Source organism: Thermostilla marina, assembly GCF_054657455.1.
The window spans coordinates 3,308,480-3,327,943 of the sequence record NZ_BAAHYR010000001.1 but is presented as its reverse complement, the minus strand read 5'-3'; the positions used below and the strand labels follow the sequence as shown (position 1 = coordinate 3,327,943).

Genomic DNA, 19,464 nt, shown 5'->3' with positions numbered 1-19,464 from the left:
GTGCCGTGTTTCACGGAGGAGTTGTCATGTTGCAATCGTGCCGGAGCTTGCCGGCTCACCGTCGGTTTCGTCTTCCGTTTCTTCGTATCCGAAGATCATGGCCTTCAGATAGGTAGTCGGCGTGGGGCCGGTCGTGGTCAGATAGACGTGTGCGATCAGAAAGGCTCCGAACAGCCATGCCCCAGCCAAGTGAATTGCCGCCACGGTTCTCAGCCCACCCAAGACCGCAACGCTTTCGGGGCGATATTGAGCGCCCCACATGAGAAGGCCGCTCACAATTTGAAAAGGCAGCAACACATTCAAGATGCTCAGGTAAGTGATCTGCTGGAGCGGATTCAACCGGTGTTCCGGCGTTTTTTCGAGGGGATGTGGTTCACCGCGAAAGATGCCGACGAGATAGTACCTTGCCTGTTTGGCGGCGAGTGTCAAGAAGTCGTTGGGCTGCGGCAGGAATTGGCGGATCGTGCCCGTGGTAACGTAGTAGAACAATCCCAAAAAAGCATTGAGAACCAACAGCAACCCAAGCGCGTTGTGAATCCAGACGGCAAATTCCAAGCGAACAAAGGGAAGGTAATGCGGCGCATGGATGGCGATGCCGGTGAAGACCAACGTCAAAATGGCCGCCGCCTGGCACCAGTGCCAGATTCGTTCGTAGGCCGAGTACATGAGGACTCGCTTAGCCATGGTCGGGTTCTCGCTGAATGCGGAAATGTTCAGTGCGCAAACTTACCTGATGTGCGGGTTCGGGCGATCCGACGACCGGCGTGAACGGCGACGCCAAGTAACGTTGCGGCCGTGAGCAGCAATCCCACAATATCGATCGTCGATTGCGAACTGTGGCCGAGCAGGTAGTAGCCGTGCGATTCAACCTCCGGCCGGTAGGTCAATGTGCTCCGGTGGCGTTTGAATGTGCCGGTCGGGGCCAATCCCGTGCCCGGCGAAAGGGCGATCGAGGAGCCGTACGGTTCGGGACCGAAATCAAGCACGCGCGAAGCCGCCGACTGCGGATGGTGGCAACTTTCACAATCCTTGACGGCATCTTCGGCGCGGCCGACGCCGTGGTGCAGCTCGAAGGGAACCGCCTCGCCGACCAGCTTCGGATCGGCAATACCGACAGCCTCTAAACGTTTGCGAACGGCTTCGACCTTGGCCGCGGTATCCAAGACACGCTCTTTTTCGTCGAGCCGACCATCTTGGTTCGTGTCGAGCACGGCAAGGATATCGGGATGGTAGCCATCGCCGGCACGAACGGCGGCTTGAAGATCGGCCAGACGCACGGGCCGGGGGGCGTCGCCGCCGGTCATCCAATACCATGCCGCAACCAAATTGACGGGCGTCAGCCGGTCTTTGCCGTCTTGATCGGTACGCGGCAAGAGAACCGGCTCGAAGCCGGTAACCACCGAACTTGTCGCCTCTTCGGGATGTTCGATACCTCGCCACGTGATACGTGGATGGCCCTTTTCATCGATCGTCGTCCAATCGATCGATGCCAGGGCCGGCGCATAGGTCCGCGGAATGTGGCAGGCCTCACACGCCAATCGGTCGAAGTGTACACGGCGATAGGGAAGCCACTGGTGCGTCGACGCGGCGTCGTGGCAATCACGGCAGGATCGCATGGTATCGGTCAAGTGCGAGGCAATTCGGCCTTGTGCCGTGCTGCCTTTCGCAAAGTCGTGACTTGGGCGTTGAAGAAACTCTTCGGTAGTGATCCGACGGGGGTCGAACCGCAGATGCCTTGGACGCATATCCTGCGACGGCCGGTGCATTGCCGGATCATTCAAAGAGAAATGGCAACTTCGGCAATCGAGTATCGCTTGGGCATGGACGTCCCAAGGTCTTGCCAGCTTTTCGCGGTTTTTCAGGTTAACGGCCGACTCGGAAATCCGTTGCGGTGAGAACACTTGTCCCTTCGTGGCAGTCGACCATTGACGCGGTGAAAGCTCGATCATCAATGGTTCACGGCTAAACCACACTTTTCCGTGACAAGCACCGCAGTTTTCAGACTGGGGGACGCCAAGGCCGAGCGTTTCGGCGGAAACTTGGCCTTCGGTCAACTTCGACGGATCGACCGTCCAAGGAGCCTTATCCGATGAACGCGATACGACACCGGAGCCTGCAAGTGTAGCCGTGGCCGCCCAGGCGAAACGGCCTGCACCAAGTTCGGCGACCCGCGCTTCATTGTCGGGATGCTTCGTGTGGCAAAGGAAACAATTGAGCTCGACGACGCCGGAAGCTTGCCAATCCCACGCAATCGGTTTTCGGGTCGACGTGTCGAGCACCTGACGATTCGGATCGACACCGTTCTGGGGGGGAGACGATTCGGCGTCGGCCCGATCCAATGGTGTCTTGCCGAACCCTGTGACGGCCGGACCGCCGCCGGGATGACGCCAGCCGAAGATGCGAATCCAGTCGGCGATTCCCAAGTCGAGCTGGGAGTCGCCCGGCAGAGTAAGCTGCCGATACAGCAAGGGATTCCAACGCCCCCAACCGCCTTCGCCGGCATCCCAGGAATGCCCCGAGACGGTGCCGGCTTCGAGCGACTTTGGGTCCAATCCCAACCAAGCATGGTAGCAATGATCGGAAATGTACGCCGTGTCGTGGCAGGCACCGCAGGTACGCATGGGAGAAACCGGAGCCTGCGATTCGAGCACGTTATTGCCGTCGCGATCCAACAACGTGATCGGCGGATGCAGACGTGTTGGCCCGACGGTCGCCTCGCTTTCGACGGACGGCGGCGACGATTTCGTATCGGCCGAGGCATAGTATGGATCGACCATGCAGGCAATCATCACGGCGACCGGCATCGCGATAAGGAAGGCCGACGAACCGAGGCACCGTCTCGCCTGGGAAAACGATTGTCGAATTCGGAACGATAGCAAAGTCTTGGGCATCGTGATTTCCCGAGGATCACTTGGTGTTCGATCGGATACCGGTGCGAAGCAAACTCATTTGGCGACGATCGCCTCGAAAGGCCGGATCGCCGTCGAAGCCGAGTCGTTCCCAATCCATGCGGCCGCCGGCGCCGTGGCAGTCGGTGCATTGCAATGCCCGTTCTTTGGGTTGGACCATATGGGACAGCGGCCAGTACATGACCGTTTCGATGAAGTCGAATCGTCCACTGTAGGGGACGCCCGTAACCTCGGATCCCAAACGTAGCGCCTTGTCCCAATCGAATTCCGTCCAGTATCCACCAGGGCCCCAAGTTTTGGGCGTCAGCAAAACCAGATTCTCGGTATCGTAAGGCTGCTTTTGGTGGTGTACCTTGAAGGGCCAAATCTTTGCCTCGGGATCGTCGGGCCCGCCCAAAGGACGGTTGATATACACCGGCCCGTTCGGGTCGATCATTTGGCCGGTGATGTAACGCTCGGATCGCCCGTTGTACCAGTAGTATTCCGGCGGTATGTTCTGGGCGTACTCGAAGGCGCCCTTTTTCTTCAGGTAGACGAACCGACTTTCGATGCCGCGATCCTCACCGGCCTGTGACCAATCCCAGTACATTTGCGTCGGCACATCGATTGCCATGCGAGGAATATGGCACGTTTGGCAGGCGACGCTGCGCGTATGACCGTCCAATCGGTCGTCGTTGTGCGGGCGCTCGGCGTGGCAGTCCGTGCACTCGACGCGAGGCCGTCGGCCGGTTGAGACCGACATCGAGCAACCGGCGATTTGGTGGTGCTCGGTGCGATGGCACGTGACACAGGCGAAATCGAGACGCCCCATATGGACGTCGATTCGTTCCGTCGGTTCGTAGAGCGAACTATCCAGGTCGCCGTGTTTGACGCCGTCGCCGCCCGCGCCCGAAAAATGGCAGCCGCCGCAATTCACGCGAGTCGGACGTCCCACGCTTTTCGCCGCGGCGACCAGATCGACATCCGGCAACGGAAGCCCTGCTTCACCCTTGGCGTACGTATTCGAGTGGTCGTGGCAAACGAGGCAATCGACGTTCGTTTCCTCGTCGAACGTGTAATGCTCGTCTTCCCAGCCGTATCCGGCGTGGCACGAAGAACACTCGCCGATGTTGGGGAGCGCGTGGATACAGAAGTTGTTGATCACGTTTCGCTTTCCGATCGGAACGACGCGACCGTCGGGTAACACGGCTTCGTCGCCGAGCCATGTCCAGTGTTCCGTTTTCATGACCTCTTTGGCGGCGTCCGGATGACATTCCAGGCACTTACGGGTGACGTCAGGTCCGGTATTCAATTCGCCGGTGATTAGGTTGCTGTGGTCGGTGTGCGGTTTTGGGGGAGGCATTCTCGTCCAAGGATCGTCGGCCGGCGCCTTGCGGGGCGGACGCGTGACGTACAACGCGCCGCCGGCAATTCCGACAAGCACGGAAACAGCCAACGGGGTCAGCCATAAAACAGGTTTGCGGAACATGAGGACCCGTCCATCCCAAAAGTCGGTGTGCGTGGGATCGCTATCAATGCGTTCGATGCGGGAAAGGCGTTTTAGGTAACAGGTGCGTCCGAAAATGGGGCGTTGTCGGCTTCGACCGCCAAGTACCGCTTTTTCAAGAGGTCGGCGACCGCTTCTCGTAACAACGCGGCAGCTTGGACGATGCGCGGGTCGGCGAGCCGATACACCACGTGCTGTCCGGCTCGTTGAGGGGAAACGACCCCCTTTTCTCGCATCAGGCGTAAGTGTTGCGACACGTTTTGCAGCGTTACGCCCGCTTGCTCGGCCAACTCGGATACCGTTGCAGGTTTTTCTTTGAGCACGCAGAGAATTCGCAGCCTCGTGCGATTGGCAAACAGGGAGAAAAACCCCGCGAGCAATTCACATTCACGGTCATTGAGCATTGCAAAGTACCTGCATTGACGAATTGAAGTGCTTGTTTGCGTAGTTGCAATATATCGTACTTGCGCAATTCTGCAAGCCTGAGTTTCGCAGAATTTGGTTTTGTCGACGTAGTGCCTTTCTTGGTTGCCTGACCTGAAAATCTTGCCCAATCCAAACGATCCTCAAGATTCGCACAACCGGTGCCGATCTAGAGGGCAACAGTCGGGACATCTGTCTCGGGGTAAACCCCGGGTTCGTGTGCATCCCCGCAAAATAAGGGGGAATCCTATGGGTCAATTTGACGGTCGTGAACGCGAGGTCGGTCGGGAACGCCCCACTGTGAGGGATGAGGTTCACCGATCGAGTGATCGGGTCTTGGTCCGGTTGCCGGATCTCAATGAGCCGGAAGACGAGCTGCAGGCGGAAGAATCAACAGGAGCCTGGGCAAAAATGAACGGTAGTTCGACGAATTGGGTAAAAATCGCTGGGTCGGTTGTCGTCGGTGGGGTGCTCGTGCTGGCTGTGTGGGTGGCGTTGTCCAGCGGCTGGAAGGGCGATAAGGGCGATCAAGCGTGGATGCCCGAAAACCCTGCCCCCGATGCTCCCGAAGCGCCTTTGTGGAATCCGGAGGCAGCACAAGTGCCGGCGACTACCCAAGCGGAATCGCCCGAAAGTTTGGGCTTTGCTTGGGACGCGCAGCAGAGCACCGAGGCGACTGCGGAAGGTTACCAAGGTCCCACGAAATCAATGTTCGGCTACGACTTGCCGCCCGGTAATTCGTGGGGAAGCTCAAACGAGAATTCCGGCGTCGGGACGGTGCCGCCGACCGCTGCGATTCAAGGGCCGGGGAACGAATTGACACCCGCTCCGGTAAACGAGGCGGTCGGAGCTCGGGTTCCGAGTCCTGTCGGCGGCCCAGCCGCTTGGAGTGATCCGTCGATGGGCGGACAGGGGCCCGTGGGTTATCCCGCTCCCGACGCATCCGGCACCGGGTTCGCTCCCGAGCCGAGCGTGCAATATCCGCGGACGGACGCTTCCGCCGGATTCTATCCGGCGCAGCCCACGCTTGCGCAGAATCCTGCGAGCTATTCGCCGCAAGCCCCTGATATTGCGCCAAGTTATCCCGCTACCGGAAACGGACCGGCCGTTGCCAACCCGCAAGGTGTCACGTATTCGCAAGGGAGTTACGGGTATCCGTCGACAACAGGCGGCTACGGGCAAACGCCCGCGTCCGCATCGCAAACTTGGAGTGCGGACACGGCAGCACAGCCGGTCTACCCCCAGTCGTCGCCGAGTGGGATGACGGGCGCGGCAACGTACGATCAGCCCGCTTACCGGGTGGGGATGCGGCCGAGCAATGGAAATAGTTACGGGGCGTCAGTCTCGCCGCAGCGGTCGATTCCCAGTACGGGATATCCGGCCGATCCGATCGCTCAACCGACGACCCCGCAAGTGGTTTATCCGGCGGCGACAGGGGCGTCTTCACCGAACGCAAGTGTGACGCCGTACATTCCGTCGGCACCGGCGTATCAAACGCCTGTCGGCGGCTACGGCTACACGCCGCAAACGAGTGCGGGTTACGGGGCCGGGGCGTATCCGCCGAGCGGCGAGTACAACGGCTACCCCGGTTCGCAGCAAGGAACTCCTGCCTCTTATCCGGGAACGAACCGCTATGACGCCACTCGACCAGGCCTTTATTAAAGCCTACATGCATCGGCAACGATCGGGTGTGTCGGAGGCCGCGGCCCGTGGGACGATCGCTCTCGACGAGTTGTTGCTCGAGTTGGATGCGGAGGCCGACGCCGGTGAAACCAGCGATGTCAAAACTCCGGCCGGCGGCTTTCCCGCGGCAGCGAGCGATCGGGACGAGACGGCGAAGGCCGACGTGCCGCTGCGAATTCGCTTGTCCCAAGAAGACGAGATATCGTGTTCCGAGTCTCAGCCTTCCGCCGACGTGCCGCGCGAGCTCACGGAGGACGCTCCGAACACGGCCGTTTCCGAGTTTGTCGTGGCGCCGGCCGCTCGATGCGAAGAGCTGTTTGCGACATCGATGTCGGTAGCCGGTTCCATGACCGGTGCCTCGAAAGAGAACGCGATTGTTTCGAAAGAGAACGCGGGCACCGAGCCGGAGATCGACGGCGCTCCGATAAGTCGACCTCAAGTAACCGACGTGCAGGAACCGGCTGACGGGTCGTGTCGCCCGATCGACAAGAGTACCGCGCACGGCGAGGATGATCCGGCCGTTGAACCACAAACGGATGCGGTATGTTGCAATTCGGAGACGGACGCGAAGGACATCCTCGCTTCTTCGGTCGACCATGGGGCGGAAAGCCCTCGTCGCGGTGACGATGCCGGCGAGACGAACGACGCCGAAGATGAATTGCACGAAGACGATGCGGAGGCCATCGAAGACCTTCAAGCAGAGGCAAAGGACACGGCAGCGATCGAAGAGCGATCGGAGGAAGCGGAGACGTTCGATCCCCATCGATGGCGTCCAAGTTACCAAGTCGACGGCTTTCGTCGACCGGGCGAAGTCGTACGTCTTGCCGAGTCGGGGTTGTCTCGATTGGCGCGGCGGCTTGTCAAGCACGCCCACGCAACGGGCGAAACGCCTGTCATCGGCATCGAGGGCGAAACGGCGAAAGTCGGCGCGTCGACTATTGCGGTCGCACTTGCTTTTTGCTGCTCGCGATTGGGATGTCGCGTCTTACTGATCGACGGCGACACGAAAACCGCAGCTTTGGCGGGAATATTGCGGGTGAAAACTGATTTCGGATGGAACCGATGCGAGTCGATCGAAACGATGGCGGATTGTGCGATCGAGTCGCTCGCCGATCGAATCGTCTTGTTGCCCGCCGTGCGGAGTGAAACGAGCCGAGTTGCCGGTCGTCTGCGCGAGGCTTTAGTAAACCGGTTGCGAAGTCGCTACGATTTGGTCGTCGTGGACTTGGGTAGCCGAGCGAACGTAGAAAAAGCGACATCGGAAGTGGACGGCGTGATTCGAGTGCAGCGATCGGGACGGGTTTCGACGACGCTCGACAGTGCGCCCGGCGAGGCTTCGCCTCCGATTTTGGGAGTCATCGAGAATTTCGCCCGCCGGTCCACGGTGGAACGCCTTGCCGGTTGAACGCAGCGACCAGGATCGGAATCTGACCATGTACGAGGCATATTGGCAACTCGACTGCAAGGCCTTCGAGAACGGCACGGACGGGCGTTTCTATTTTCCAAGTGCCTCGCATCAGGCTGCATTGCTCAAACTACGGTATGCGGTCGAAAGCCGACACGGGGCGGCATTGTTGACGGGCGCAGGCGGCACGGGTAAGACCTTGATCGCCGATTTGATCCGATCGAATCTTCGAGAGCCTGCCGTGCCGGTGTTGCACGTGGGATTTCCGCAATTGCCTGCCGAAGAACTCTTGGCTTATTTGGCCATCGAGTTGGGGGCGATCTCTGAAGACGAGGCGGGGGCACGACCGGCAAAAGTCGTGCATCGAATTCAAGAGTTCTTGCAGGAAAACGCCAAGGAGGGGCGGCACGCCGTCCTGGTGCTCGACGAAGCCCACTTGATCGACGACCTCCGCGCGTGGGACACGCTTCGATTGTTGCTGAATTTCCATGCAGACGGGAAACCGCCGCTTACGCTGCTTATCGTGGGACAACCAGCCCTGCTTCCGTTTTTCGAACGCCACCCGCATTGGGAGCAACTGTTCGGGGTGAAATGTCTGCTCCGCCCTCTTCAACCTGCAGAAACCCGCGAGTACGTCGTCCATCGTTTGAAGGCCGCGGGATGTCCGCAAATTCCGTTCGACGATGATGCACTCGAGACGGTTTACTCGCTCACACACGGTGTGCCGCGAGTGATCAATCGACTGTGCGACTTGGCGTTGTTGATCGGCTATGCCGAGCAAAAAACGTCGCTTACCGCCTCGCTCGTGCGGGCCGTACATGAAGAGTTGACGACCGTTGCCGCGGACTAGAGGCGAAACGGTCTCTGCTCGCCCCCGTCGCCCGGAGGATCCGGCCCGATCTATAATAGGGCCATGATCCGGGAAGTAAGCGACAAGCGAAAGACGGTCCGGTGCGTTCGGTTTTCGGCAGCACTTCGACGGCAGCTGATTCCCTGGCTCGTTGCGGTCGCCGTTTTCGGAACGCTCATCGCTACGTCGCGCATGTTGCCGATGGCCTGGGACGAAGGAAATGCCATCGACAGGGCCGCGGCCGTCGAATCGTGGCTTCGATCGGTGGCCGCCGGTGTGCCGCTTTCTCAGGCGTTTTCTCGCGAAACCGTCCTGCAACATTGGCCTTATACGATTCAGCGGGAGGGCCATCCTGCGTTCTACGGACTTGTCATCGCGCTCGGCCACCTTGTCGCGCCGTCCACGTTCGACCCGTTGACACGTTGGCGCTGGGGACCGATGTTGCTTTTCGCGATTGCGGTCGGATGGGCGTTTCGAAAAATGGACAAACGATTTGGTAGCCGAGCCGCATGTGCGGCGACGGCGGCCATTGTTCTCTTTCCGCGAATGTTTGCCCACGCCCATTTTGCTTCGTTCGACGGGCCATTGACGGCATGTTGGTTGCTGGCATGGTGCGCTTTTCCTCATCGCTCGCCTGAATGGATCAAATGGGGTGGCTGGGGCGTGTTCTTGGGGCTGACGATGAGCTGTAAAGCCACGGGGTGGGTGGCTCCCGCGGCGTTCGCGTTCGTCGCACTTACGTACGAAAGAAAGCTTTGGGGGCGCTATTTGTTCGGTGTGGCGACGGCCCTGCTGGTGTTTGTCGCCGTGAATCCGCCTATTTGGTTTTCGCCGATGGATGGGATTGGGCGATTCTTGTGGATGAATTCACACCGAAGAGATCTCGGAGGACTCAACATTTCGACGATGTTCTTCGGGCGTTTGTACAACTTGGATTATCCGTTGCCGTGGTATAACGGACTCGTGTGGACGGCGATTGCCCTACCGGCGGGCACGTTGGTGTGTTTCGGGTGGGCCGTCGCGCAATGGGGCACATGGGCGTTCGGCCGGTTGCGGCGGTATGCCGAGAGAGCCACCGAAAGCGGCCGAGATTTGCCGGGCCTGGTCAAGAACGAGTTGATTGCCGTTCTTGTTGCGAATTGGGGGATATTGGTCGTGATTCGCGCGATTCCCGGTGTTCCGCCCCACGACGGAATTCGCCTCTTTCTGCCGAGCTTCATCTTTGCGGCACTTCTGGCCGGTGTCGGCTTCGATGCAATTTGGTCTACAGCGGGACGGTTTCGGCAGCGGCGACTCTTCCGACTCGGCATGGTGGCGATGCTTGCCGGGGGCATGGTGCCGATGATCGTATATGCACCTTCGTGGCTGTCGCACTACAACTTGCTTATCGGCGGATTGCCGGGGGCAACGAGGTGCGGGATGGAGCCGACATATTATTGGGATTCGCTTGATGACCGAACATTCGAGTGGCTCGACGCCCACACGCCGACCGACGCGACGGTCGGTTTCGCCGCGGCGCCGCCGGACAACCTGCGACTACTTCGCAATTGGGGGCGTTTCAATTTCGAGCCGGTGTTGGGAATGCGGGACGATACTCAGTGGTACGTCGTTCAGCATCGCCCCAGCGCGTGGAGTCGGTTGGACCGCGTATTGTTCTTTCAGGGGCGAGCCGCTTGGGAAAAACGATTGGGTGCGACGGGCGCTAAGGCGCTCGGACTTGACGAGGTACCGTTGATTCGGGTGTTCTCCCGAGGTGAATGCGAGCGAATATGGCGACTTGCGGGCGATTCGGTTCCGGAACGACGTGACTAGAGCCCCTTGACAGTGGGGTGTCACGTGCCGAAGAGTGTCGTTCTCCCCCCGGCTTGACCGATAGAATCGTTCCGTCCTGCTGTTGGGGGGATGCGCGGAGAATGCGAAGGATGCCATTGTTGCCAATGCGACCTTTGGCCGCAAGCTACACTTGATCAGCCCACCTGAGATTGGCGGCCGGGGGATCGCCCGGCGGGAGCATCTTGCCGCATTCGCTCGCGGAAGCGGCCGCTCTGTCATCTGCTTGATCGCTTCGCAAGGAGTCGACTCGTGAGGACGCGACGGAAGATCCGGGTATTGGTCGTCGACGATTCGATGGTCATGCGCCAGATGATCTCGGATTACCTGGCCAAGGCACCGGATATCGAAGTTGTCGGAACGGCAGCCGACGGACGGAAGGCCATCGCGGCGTGTTTGGCATTGTCGCCCGACGTGATCACGCTCGACATACAAATGCCCGGCATGGACGGGTTGCAAACGCTTGACGAGTTGCTGGCCAAAAAGCCGACACCGGTGGTCATGGTCAGCTCGTTGACGCACGCCGGCGCGACGATCACGATGGATGCTCTGGATCGCGGTGCGGTCGACTACGTTGCCAAGCCGGATCGAGGGGCTGCGGCCGAGCGCGTGTTGGGCGACGAATTGGTCCGGAAAGTGCGTTTGGCAGCCGGGTCGAATGTGCGACGAATTCTGGAAATCCGAAAACGTCGTCGCAATCGACCGACGGCGGCGCCTGCTCGGGCGGGGGGGACGCCGACCACACCGGCTCGTTCAACCCCGTCAGGTGAGGCAGAGCGGCTTCTTGCCGACAAATGTATTGCGTTGGGAATCTCGACCGGTGGTCCGCCGGCCTTGGGCGTGTTGTTCGAAGCCCTCAAACCGCCGATGCCGCCGATTCTCGTCGTGCAGCACATGCCCGCCCAATTTACCAAGCCCTTGGCATGGCGTCTTGACTCGCGATCGCAATTGACGATTCGCGAAGGGGCCGAGGGGGATGTCCTCAAGCCGAATCATGTCTACATCGCACCCGGGGCCTACCATATGCTTGTGCGAGGGCGTCCCGGTTCCGCCCGCGTGAGACTATCGAACTCGGAGCCCGTTTCCGGACACAAACCATCGGCCGACGTGCTCATGAAGTCGGCGGCTGCCGTGTTCGGACGAAATACTCTGGGCGTGATTATGACCGGAATGGGGCGTGACGGTGCCGATGGTTGCGGCGCGATCCGGGCGGCCGGCGGTTACGTCTTGGGGCAAGACGAGGCTTCCTCCGACGTGTACGGTATGAATAAGGTTGCCTTCGTCGAGGGGCATGTCGACAAGCAGTTTGGTCTTTATGACGGAGCGCGCGTTATCACGCATTTCGTGCATACGCGTTGGCTGCCGTCGCCGGCTGCGGCGCACTGAATTGCCGTACGCGTGGGCCGAGAAAAACTTTGCCTAGCGTTCAACGAGGTTCTCGGCGGCCTTCTTGTGGTTTAACTGGGCCATTTTTTTGCGCAAGCTCGGCGAGCAGTCGAGCAACTCGATGATTCGATGCCAATCGCAATCGGGGCCCAGCACATCGAAGATGACCTCGATGTGTTCGCGATCCTCGTCACCCTCCAGTGTCAGGCGGACGTCGTCGCGGTCGATCTCCGTCGGGCAGGGCAGCCATTCGAGCCGAAACTGCTTGGGACGCGAAATGATGTAGAGCGTGGGATCATGGCGATATTTTCCTTTCGCCGAACGTGCCGCCTTGTGAATTGCCCTGGGGAGAAACCACTCGCCGAAGACCGGTGAGGCCGAAAAAGTTGCCGGTTTTCCACATTTCAGCATGAACCCGATGTAGTCGGGCTTTTCCGATCGGCGGGAGGAAGCTTCGACGACGAGACGGTCCAACAGTGTGGGATCGATCAACGGCGAGAACGGCGGAATTCGGACTGCAGCGCGGCACGGAAACTCGGCCAAGGTTTCTGCCCAACAGCTTAAGACGTCGTCGGCGGTAGCCGCGTATAGCGGTACGTCCAACGGCACATGGCGCTTTAGGTGTTCTTTCTGCGCAGCATTGCGGGCGAGAACGATAACCCCGTCGAATTGCTGGGCCTCTGTTGCGCGGCGGACGACCCATTCGAGAACAGATTTCCCCCCTACCTGTCGCGTAACCCGCGAGAGCTCGGCGTTCGACTCGAAACACACGTCCACGATTCCGAGTGTGTCCAACATGCGGCTACCCTCCGTTGCCTGAGACAGGCCTTTCGCTCCATGCGATTTCTCGAAGGTGCCGAGCACGGTAAGTGCCCTGAATATAACACTTTACATCGTCGACGGTCAAGCAAAACACGGCGTCCACGAATGTTATCGAGCCGGCCGTCGGCACGGCGTCGTGCGGCGTGCGGTCGGTTGACACTCGTACCGGTCCCGCCACAATACGAAATGCCCTCCCGGAAAGAGGGGAACACGCGAGCAACGAACATTGGAGTGTCAAGAGGGAAACCGAATTCGGCCATGACCGATCGAGGAGCAAGAATCCATGGAAATGCGTCTATTGGGTAACACGGGCGTGTACGTTTCCAAATTGTGCCTGGGGACCATGACCTTCGGCGACAACCAGTGGGGGGTCGGAAACCTCGGCGAACGCGAGGTGACCGAAATGGTGCACGCCGCGTTGGATGCCGGAATCAACTTCTTCGATACCGCCGACGTTTATGCGTACGGGCAATCCGAAGAGTTGTTAGGAAAAGCTTTGGGAAGTCGCCGCAAGGACGTGATCTTAGCGACCAAAGTACGCATGCGGATGAGCGGCGATCCGAATCACGTCGGCTTGAGTCGACATCATATCCTGAATTCGGTCGATGCGTCGCTGCGGCGTCTCAAGACGGACTACATCGACCTCTACCAAGTCCATCTATGGGACCACCTCACGCCGCTCGAAGAAACGCTGCGGGCGCTCGACGACCTGGTGCGTTGGGGAAAAGTGCGATACATCGGGGCTTCCAACTATGCCGCGTGGCACATGATGAAAGCCCTGTGGATATCCGACAAGCACCATTATGTCGCGTTCCAGTCTTACCAGGGCTTGTACAACCTGTTGCACCGTGATATCGAAACCGAGATCGTTCCCATGTGCGACGACCGGAACTTGTCGATTCTCGCGTGGAGTCCGCTGGCCGGTGGACTGCTCACCGGCAAGCATCGGCCGGGCGCCGAACCGCCGAGCGATTCGCGGTTGAGCGGACCGATGGGAGGCTTTCTGCCGGTCGATGAAAAACGCCTCGCGACGATCTTGGCGACGCTCGAAGAAGTGGCCGGGCGACACGACGTTCCGATGGCCGCTGTGGCTTTGGCCTGGTTGTTGCGGAAACCGCGCGTGACGTCGGTGATTGTAGGGGCCCGGCGTATGGACCAGTTGAAACAAAACTTGGCGGCTGCCGAACTGGAACTAACCGACGACGACATGCAGCAACTCGACGAGGCGAGTTTTCACTGGTTACCGTATCCGCAGTGGATGATCTTGCGCGTCGGAAAGGACCGCTGAGTTGAGTTCTCACTGCTCGGCTGACACGCTGATGGTTGTTGCAGGAAAGAAGGAGAAGGCACTCCACGGTCGCTCGCCGGAATGGTGAGCGACCGTGCACGTGTGGCCGGACGCGTTTACAACGGATTTTCGACGGCAGCCTCGACATCGGGTTGATACTGGTGCGTATCGAGCGTCGTGATTGCCAGAAAAGCGGTAAGGAAGATCAATCCTGCTACGAACAGCACTGCGTTGAACGGGTGGTCGTATCGTAGATGCATGAAGAACAGAGCGACCAAGGCCGCTTTTGCCGTGGCAATTCCCAATGCTACGAGCAAATTCAGTTCGCCCAAATCGACCCACGTTGCAGCCAACGTGAGAAAGGTCAACACGAGGAGTGCCAAAAACACGCCTACAAGCACTTTGAGCGGAACGACGTGGCCGATTCCGTTGCCGTGTTCGTCGTGGGATTGGGGTTGCATCATCATCGAACTCCACCGGTGGGAGGCTGCGGTATCAATGGATCAAGTAGAGCAAGGGGAACAGGAAGATCCAAATCAGATCGACTAAGTGCCAATACAGGCCGACGTAGTCGACCGGTCCGAAATACTGCGGCCCGAACACGCCTTTGGATGCCCGCACGAGCAACCACGCGATGGCGCCCATTCCGCCGAGCACGTGTAGCCCGTGTAGCCCGGTCATGACAAAGTAGATGCTGAAGAAGATACCGGCGTTCCGAGGACCTTCGTCGCCGCCCATTTCAGCTTCGGGTGAGTTATCACCGGTCTGACCGCTTTTCTCTTCCGGGGTGTCGGAGGCGGGCGCGTGGGCACCTTCGGAAGCGTCGTCGTGACCTTCATCCGCGTGCACCGTAGGATGGTACCGGCTCGCCCACAGCAAGCCGTGCTTCCATTTCTGCTGGTATTCGACGTACTTCACGCCCAGGAAAACGAATGCGCACGCCAAGGTGATCGCCAAACACGTTACCAAGGCTTTTTGTTTTCCCAGTTGCGCGTAGCGAACCGCCAAGGCCATCGTGAAGCTGCTGAAGATCAGCACCACGGTATTGAGCGCCCCGAGATTCTTGTCGAGAAACTGATGAGCATAGATGAAAATCTCGGGATGATTCGACCGATAGACGGTGTACGCGCAAAACAACCCGCTGAAAAAGAGGATCTCGCTGATCAGAAAGATCCACGTTCCGAGCTTCCCGGCCTCGAATTGCTGCCGCGGCGATTCGAAATGATGTGCCAGGAACGCGGGATGCGTTTCGTGATCGGCGGTAGCATCACAAACGGAAGTCGATGAGCTTTCGGTCATCATAGGCCACTCGATTGAGGTGTGACGATTTGTTCAAAATCGTGTCGGCGAGGTGTCGTCTCGATTACCCTGTCTTTTCCACGTAACCGCCGATTGCAGGATCGTACTCGAGCTTCGAATAGTCGTACGGATCGAAATCTTCAGGCAATTCCGGCGGCTTCGGAAAGTTGTCGTGCGGCGGAGGCGACGGGCAGTGCCATTCCAGCGAGTTGCTTCCCCAGGGGTTGGCCGGGGCTTGCTTGCCTTTCCATAAGGAGTGCAACAGGTAGAGCAGCGTCAACAGCAGGCCGATGGCCGTCAAATATGCTCCGATCGTCGACATAATGTTGAGCGGAGCGTATTCCGGATGGGTTTTCAGCAGCTCGGCGTAGTCGTAATAGCGCCGGGGCATTCCTCGGGTGCCCAACAAAAACTGGGGAAAGAACGTGAGGTTGATTCCGACGAAAACGCACAGAGCGGCGATCCGACCGGCCGTGTCGTTGAACATCTTGCCGGTCATTTTCGGCCACCAGTAGTGCAGGCCGCCTAAGAAAGCGACCAACGTGCCGCCGAACATCACATAGTGAAAGTGAGCGACGACGAAGTACGTATCGTGGAGATGAACGTCGGTTGCCAACGTCCCCAGGAACAAGCCCGTCAGACCGCCGATGCCGAACAGAAAGATGAACATCAAGGCGTAGCACATCGGGGTGGCAAGGTGAATCGCCCCTTTGTACATCGTGGCCAACCAGTTGAATACTTTGATTGCCGATGGAATCGACACACTGAACGTCAGGGCGCTAAAAATGATGCTCGCCAGCACCGACTGTCCGCTGGTGAACATGTGGTGCCCCCAAACGAAGAAACCCAACAGCGCGATGGCCACACTCGAGTACGCGATGAACTTGTACCCGAAAATATGTTTGCGGCTGAAGGTAGACACCAATTCGCTGATCACGCCCATGCCGGGCAGGATCATGATGTACACGGCGGGGTGTGAATAGAACCAGAAGAAGTGTTGAAACAAGATCGGATCGCCGCCGAGTTCCGGATCGAAGATTCCCAGGCCCAGAAGCTTCTCGGCACCGACCAGTAGCAGCGTGATGCCCAACACCGGCGTGGCCAACACCTGAATGATGGCCGTGGCGTACAACGCCCACAAGGTGAGCGGCATCTTGAACCACGTCATTCCCTTAGGGCGCAGGGTATGGATCGTGGTGATGAAGTTGATGCCGGTAAAGATTGAGCTGAACCCCAGGATAAATGCGCCCAACGCCGCCGTCAGCACCGCGGAATTCGTCGTCGTGCTGTACGGTGTGTAAAAGGTCCAGCCGGTTTCCAAGCCGCCGGTCGCCAAAACGACGACGAAAAAGATCAAGCCGAACACCCACAGGTGGAAGCTGGCAAGGTTTAGACGCGGGAACGCGACATCTTTGGCGCCGAGCATCAAGGGAATGACAAAGTTGCCCAAGGCAGCCGGAATTCCCGGGATGATGAACAGAAAGATCATCACGGCCCCGTGCAATGTGAACACGTGGTTGTACTGGCGGGCGGTGATGAAATACTCATCTTCGTGTGAGCGGTCTTGGCCCAACGTAGCAGCCGCCGGCGCGGTCACGTCCGTCGATAGATCGCGCGCCGCGTCTTCGTCGGTCGATTTGCCGGCTTGGGCGGAGTCGTCCGAATCCGTGCCCGCCGCGTTGTCGGTCACATCTGAGGTGCTTGCGGAAGCGGATGCCGCCGATTCTTGGTCGGCACCGGCATCGTCCGCCGTACCGGGCGTGGATTCCGTGCTATCCTCGACGCCCACGCTTGCCTGGGGGGAGAACTTGAGAGCGGGCTCGGCCAGATGTGTTCGTATGACCAGGGCGAACAGGCCGCCGAGGAACAACGAGGCGAGAATACCGACCAGGTACATAACCCCGATCCGTTTATGATCGAGGGTGAACGCCCAGGACAGAAATCCGCGGGTATGCGTCAAATAGTTGTCTTGGGACGATTGGGTTGTCGAATGATCCTGTGCCATGTGTATCTCTTGCCGTGGATCGTAAACGTCAAAATGTTTCGGGACGAGCGCGGAGCGACTGAATCCGTGCCGACCTACTCGTGCTTGAGTGATTTGATGTATTCAATGATCACGTAGATCTGGTCTTCGGTGATGATTCCCTTGTAGGCCGACATTTGATCCGGGTAACCCGCGACGACCTTCGCCGAAGGATCGAGAATCGACTCGCGAACATAGTTTTCGTCCACAACGGCCGAGGTGCCGTCGGTGAATTGAACTGTTTCCCCCCAAATGCCGAGAAAGCTGGGACCGACCTTGCGGGAACCGTCGATCGAGTGGCACTGAACGCAGCCCATGCGGTTGTAGTAGTATTCTCCCGCCTCTACCGGCGATTTGTTTTTCAGGACGTTGGCCGATTCTTCCAGCCACTTCTCGAATTCGCCGGGTTTGTGGACGATCACCTTGGCCAGCATGGCCGAGTGGCCGTCGCCGCAATACTCGGCACACAGCAGGTCGTATTCCGAGGGTTTGACCGATTGGAACCACGTGCTCGTGTAACGCCCGGGGACGGCGTCCATTTTGACGCGGAACGCCGGGATGAAAAGGCTGTGAATCACGTCACGGCTGGTCATGACCAGCCGAATCGGCCGATCGACCGGCACGTGCAGGTTTTCGTCGACGTAACCGTTCGGATAGGTAAAAAACCATTTCCATTTTTGAGCCGTGACCCGAATCTCATAGCAATTCGGGGGCGGCTCCCGCATTTCGATGTATCCACGATAGCCGACGACGAAAACGTAGACGACGATACATAGCGGAATCACCGACCAGAAAATCTCCAAGGCCGTGCTGTGGCTCGGAGCCTTTTCCGGCGATTCGCGACCGGGACGGCGCCGATACCGGATGACGAACAGCGTCATCAAAAACACGATCAGCGCGAAAAAGAATATCGAGACGCCGAACAGGAAATTGAAAACGTAATCGACGAGTGGGGCGGTCGTCGAATCCGGAGGCGGAAGCCAAAACACGCCGCCGGTTTGTGCAATGGGGAAATTCCACATCCTCGCCACCTTCATATGCGGGAAAATGCGAGTGTCATCGACGGTTTCAATGCGATTCGGTATCGCCTGCCGGTTTTTTCTCGGATACCGTCGACGGCAACGTTTCCGGCGCCTCAAACGGTGGAGAACCTTCGGTACCTTCGCTTGCGGAATCCTTTTGCCGGGCCGATTTGCGCCGTTCGCGAAGCCAATACGTTCCCAGGAAGGCGCCCAAAACGACCACCGTGGCGGCTCCCGCCGCTTGCATCAAGCGAAAGGCTGCCAAGCCGTATTTTCCGCGAGATGCATCGTAATGGAAGCAAAACATCAATATCCGATCGGTGGTCGTGCCGATCTTGCCGTCGCTGGCTTCCAGCAGTGCCAGACGCAAGTCTTGTGCAGGGTATTCAATTCCGTACAAATAGCGTGAGACGCGTCCGTCGGGGGTACACACCATGATGACCGCAGCGTGGACGTACTGCTTTCCTACCGGATCGTAGGCGTACCCAAAACCGATCACGTCGGCGAGCCGACGAATGTTTTCTTCAGAACCGGTCAAGAACGCCCAGCCGTCTTCAGCATCGGGCCGGTTGTACGTTTCGATGTACTTTTGTTTCGTATCGGCCGCCCGTGTGTACGGTTCCTCCGGATTGATGCTCACCGTCACCATCCGGTAGCGATCGCCCATCTGCCAACCCAGTGTTTCCAGGCCCTCGAAAAGCCCGTTGAGCTGAAGATGGCACAGCTTTGGGCAATTCGAGTAGTTCATCGTCAGGATCACCGGACGCCGGCCGTCGAAATACTGCGAAAGTTTCACGCGACGGCCGTGGGTGTCGGTAAACTCGAGATCGCCGGGCAACGTGACGTTCAAATGCTCGACAACGGTGACGTCTTTTAATACATCGGGCGCCGATTCGGCTCGTTGTGCGTTTTCCGCAAGGACCGGTTGGACGGCAAACCAACACAATAAGCCCCCCGCCATCCACGTGACGGCGCGGAATACCGTGTTGCGATAGCCGATCGTTCGGTCAGGTCGGAGGTATGGCGTTCCGGTCATTG

At 58.9% G+C, this 19,464-nt stretch carries 16 protein-coding genes; 6 read left to right on the top strand and 10 right to left on the bottom strand.

Annotated elements, in window-relative coordinates:
- Positions 1 to 24 precede the first annotated feature (24 nt).
- From ACYQ2I_RS12175 to ACYQ2I_RS12160, 4 genes are all read right to left on the bottom strand, one after another.
- On the bottom strand, positions 25 to 684 hold the full coding sequence (locus ACYQ2I_RS12175; RefSeq protein ID WP_460167291.1) for a cytochrome b/b6 domain-containing protein: 660 nt from the start codon (positions 682 to 684) through the stop codon (positions 25 to 27).
- A 29-nt stretch (positions 685 to 713) separates the two neighbouring features.
- Complete coding sequence (locus ACYQ2I_RS12170) at positions 714 to 2,891, bottom strand: hypothetical protein (RefSeq protein WP_460167290.1); 2,178 nt, start codon at positions 2,889 to 2,891, stop codon at positions 714 to 716.
- A 16-nt stretch (positions 2,892 to 2,907) separates the two neighbouring features.
- Positions 2,908 to 4,377 carry a tetrathionate reductase family octaheme c-type cytochrome gene (locus ACYQ2I_RS12165; RefSeq protein ID WP_460167289.1) on the bottom strand — a complete coding sequence of 490 codons (1,470 nt, stop codon included), beginning with the start codon at positions 4,375 to 4,377 and terminating at the stop codon, positions 2,908 to 2,910.
- 71 nt (positions 4,378 to 4,448) lie between these two features.
- Positions 4,449 to 4,799: an ArsR/SmtB family transcription factor gene (locus ACYQ2I_RS12160; protein WP_460167288.1), complete on the bottom strand. Its 351-nt coding sequence runs from the start codon at positions 4,797 to 4,799 to the stop codon at positions 4,449 to 4,451.
- Between the two features lie 430 nt (positions 4,800 to 5,229).
- Between ACYQ2I_RS12160 and ACYQ2I_RS12155 the strand changes: the two genes are divergently transcribed.
- From ACYQ2I_RS12155 to ACYQ2I_RS12135, 5 genes are all read left to right on the top strand, one after another.
- Positions 5,230 to 6,480: a hypothetical protein gene (locus ACYQ2I_RS12155; RefSeq protein ID WP_460167287.1), complete on the top strand. Its 1,251-nt coding sequence runs from the start codon at positions 5,230 to 5,232 to the stop codon at positions 6,478 to 6,480.
- Entirely contained in the window at positions 6,452 to 7,906 is a 1,455-nt protein-coding gene (locus tag ACYQ2I_RS12150) for a tyrosine-protein kinase family protein (protein WP_460167286.1), read from the top strand. Before ACYQ2I_RS12155 ends, ACYQ2I_RS12150 begins: the two co-directional genes overlap by 29 nt.
- The gene (locus ACYQ2I_RS12145; RefSeq protein WP_460167285.1) at positions 7,896 to 8,756 is read left to right on the top strand and encodes an ExeA family protein; all 861 of its coding nucleotides are present in this window, start codon (positions 7,896 to 7,898) and stop codon (positions 8,754 to 8,756) included. Before ACYQ2I_RS12150 ends, ACYQ2I_RS12145 begins: the two co-directional genes overlap by 11 nt.
- 63 nt (positions 8,757 to 8,819) lie before the next feature.
- Entirely contained in the window at positions 8,820 to 10,568 is a 1,749-nt protein-coding gene (locus ACYQ2I_RS12140; RefSeq protein ID WP_460167284.1) for a glycosyltransferase family 39 protein, read from the top strand.
- A gap of 270 nt (positions 10,569 to 10,838) precedes the next feature.
- On the top strand, positions 10,839 to 11,972 hold the full coding sequence (locus tag ACYQ2I_RS12135) for a protein-glutamate methylesterase/protein-glutamine glutaminase (RefSeq protein ID WP_460167283.1): 1,134 nt from the start codon (positions 10,839 to 10,841) through the stop codon (positions 11,970 to 11,972).
- Between the two features lie 33 nt (positions 11,973 to 12,005).
- Here ACYQ2I_RS12135 and ACYQ2I_RS12130 read toward each other — a convergent pair whose 3' ends face one another.
- Positions 12,006 to 12,770 (bottom strand): hypothetical protein, encoded by a 765-nt coding sequence (locus ACYQ2I_RS12130; protein ID WP_460167282.1) that lies wholly within the window; start codon positions 12,768 to 12,770, stop codon positions 12,006 to 12,008.
- Positions 12,771 to 13,077: 307 nt separating this feature from the next.
- Between ACYQ2I_RS12130 and ACYQ2I_RS12125 the strand changes: the two genes are divergently transcribed.
- Positions 13,078 to 14,082, top strand: coding sequence for an aldo/keto reductase (locus ACYQ2I_RS12125; protein ID WP_460167281.1), 1,005 nt, complete (start codon positions 13,078 to 13,080; stop codon positions 14,080 to 14,082).
- A gap of 116 nt (positions 14,083 to 14,198) precedes the next feature.
- Here the strand turns inward: ACYQ2I_RS12125 and ACYQ2I_RS12120 are convergent, their stop codons facing one another.
- The 5 genes from ACYQ2I_RS12120 to ACYQ2I_RS12100 all read right to left on the bottom strand — a co-directional run bounded on the left by ACYQ2I_RS12120 (position 14,199) and on the right by ACYQ2I_RS12100 (position 19,462).
- Positions 14,199 to 14,549, bottom strand: a complete 351-nt coding sequence (locus tag ACYQ2I_RS12120) for a cytochrome C oxidase subunit IV family protein (RefSeq protein WP_460167280.1) — start codon at positions 14,547 to 14,549, stop codon at positions 14,199 to 14,201.
- A 28-nt stretch (positions 14,550 to 14,577) separates the two neighbouring features.
- The gene (locus tag ACYQ2I_RS12115; RefSeq protein WP_460167279.1) at positions 14,578 to 15,384 is read right to left on the bottom strand and encodes a cytochrome c oxidase subunit 3 family protein; all 807 of its coding nucleotides are present in this window, start codon (positions 15,382 to 15,384) and stop codon (positions 14,578 to 14,580) included.
- Between the two features lie 61 nt (positions 15,385 to 15,445).
- On the bottom strand, positions 15,446 to 17,386 hold the full coding sequence (locus ACYQ2I_RS12110; RefSeq protein WP_460167278.1) for a cytochrome c oxidase subunit I: 1,941 nt from the start codon (positions 17,384 to 17,386) through the stop codon (positions 15,446 to 15,448).
- A gap of 74 nt (positions 17,387 to 17,460) precedes the next feature.
- The gene (gene coxB / locus ACYQ2I_RS12105; RefSeq protein ID WP_460167277.1) at positions 17,461 to 18,426 is read right to left on the bottom strand and encodes a cytochrome c oxidase subunit II; all 966 of its coding nucleotides are present in this window, start codon (positions 18,424 to 18,426) and stop codon (positions 17,461 to 17,463) included.
- A 46-nt stretch (positions 18,427 to 18,472) separates the two neighbouring features.
- Complete coding sequence (locus ACYQ2I_RS12100) at positions 18,473 to 19,462, bottom strand: SCO family protein (protein ID WP_460167276.1); 990 nt, start codon at positions 19,460 to 19,462, stop codon at positions 18,473 to 18,475.
- Between the last annotated feature and the right edge of the window lie 2 nt (positions 19,463 to 19,464).

What these genes read in the sequence shown, in the direction of transcription:
- ACYQ2I_RS12120 (WP_460167280.1), bottom strand. Translation starts at nt 14,549, where the DNA reads ATGATGATGCAACCCCAATCCCACGACGAACACGGCAACGGAATCGGC.
- ACYQ2I_RS12175 (WP_460167291.1), bottom strand. Translation starts at nt 684, where the DNA reads ATGGCTAAGCGAGTCCTCATGTACTCGGCCTACGAACGAATCTGGCAC.
- ACYQ2I_RS12150 (WP_460167286.1), top strand. Translation starts at nt 6,452, where the DNA reads ATGACGCCACTCGACCAGGCCTTTATTAAAGCCTACATGCATCGGCAA.
- ACYQ2I_RS12170 (WP_460167290.1), bottom strand. Translation starts at nt 2,891, where the DNA reads ATGCCCAAGACTTTGCTATCGTTCCGAATTCGACAATCGTTTTCCCAG.
- ACYQ2I_RS12110 (WP_460167278.1), bottom strand. Translation starts at nt 17,386, where the DNA reads ATGGCACAGGATCATTCGACAACCCAATCGTCCCAAGACAACTATTTG.
- ACYQ2I_RS12125 (WP_460167281.1), top strand. Translation starts at nt 13,078, where the DNA reads ATGGAAATGCGTCTATTGGGTAACACGGGCGTGTACGTTTCCAAATTG.
- ACYQ2I_RS12160 (WP_460167288.1), bottom strand. Translation starts at nt 4,799, where the DNA reads ATGCTCAATGACCGTGAATGTGAATTGCTCGCGGGGTTTTTCTCCCTG.
- ACYQ2I_RS12140 (WP_460167284.1), top strand. Translation starts at nt 8,820, where the DNA reads ATGATCCGGGAAGTAAGCGACAAGCGAAAGACGGTCCGGTGCGTTCGG.
- ACYQ2I_RS12155 (WP_460167287.1), top strand. Translation starts at nt 5,230, where the DNA reads ATGAACGGTAGTTCGACGAATTGGGTAAAAATCGCTGGGTCGGTTGTC.
- ACYQ2I_RS12100 (WP_460167276.1), bottom strand. Translation starts at nt 19,462, where the DNA reads ATGACCGGAACGCCATACCTCCGACCTGACCGAACGATCGGCTATCGC.
- coxB (WP_460167277.1), bottom strand. Translation starts at nt 18,426, where the DNA reads ATGTGGAATTTCCCCATTGCACAAACCGGCGGCGTGTTTTGGCTTCCG.
- ACYQ2I_RS12115 (WP_460167279.1), bottom strand. Translation starts at nt 15,384, where the DNA reads ATGATGACCGAAAGCTCATCGACTTCCGTTTGTGATGCTACCGCCGAT.
- ACYQ2I_RS12165 (WP_460167289.1), bottom strand. Translation starts at nt 4,377, where the DNA reads ATGTTCCGCAAACCTGTTTTATGGCTGACCCCGTTGGCTGTTTCCGTG.
- ACYQ2I_RS12130 (WP_460167282.1), bottom strand. Translation starts at nt 12,770, where the DNA reads ATGTTGGACACACTCGGAATCGTGGACGTGTGTTTCGAGTCGAACGCC.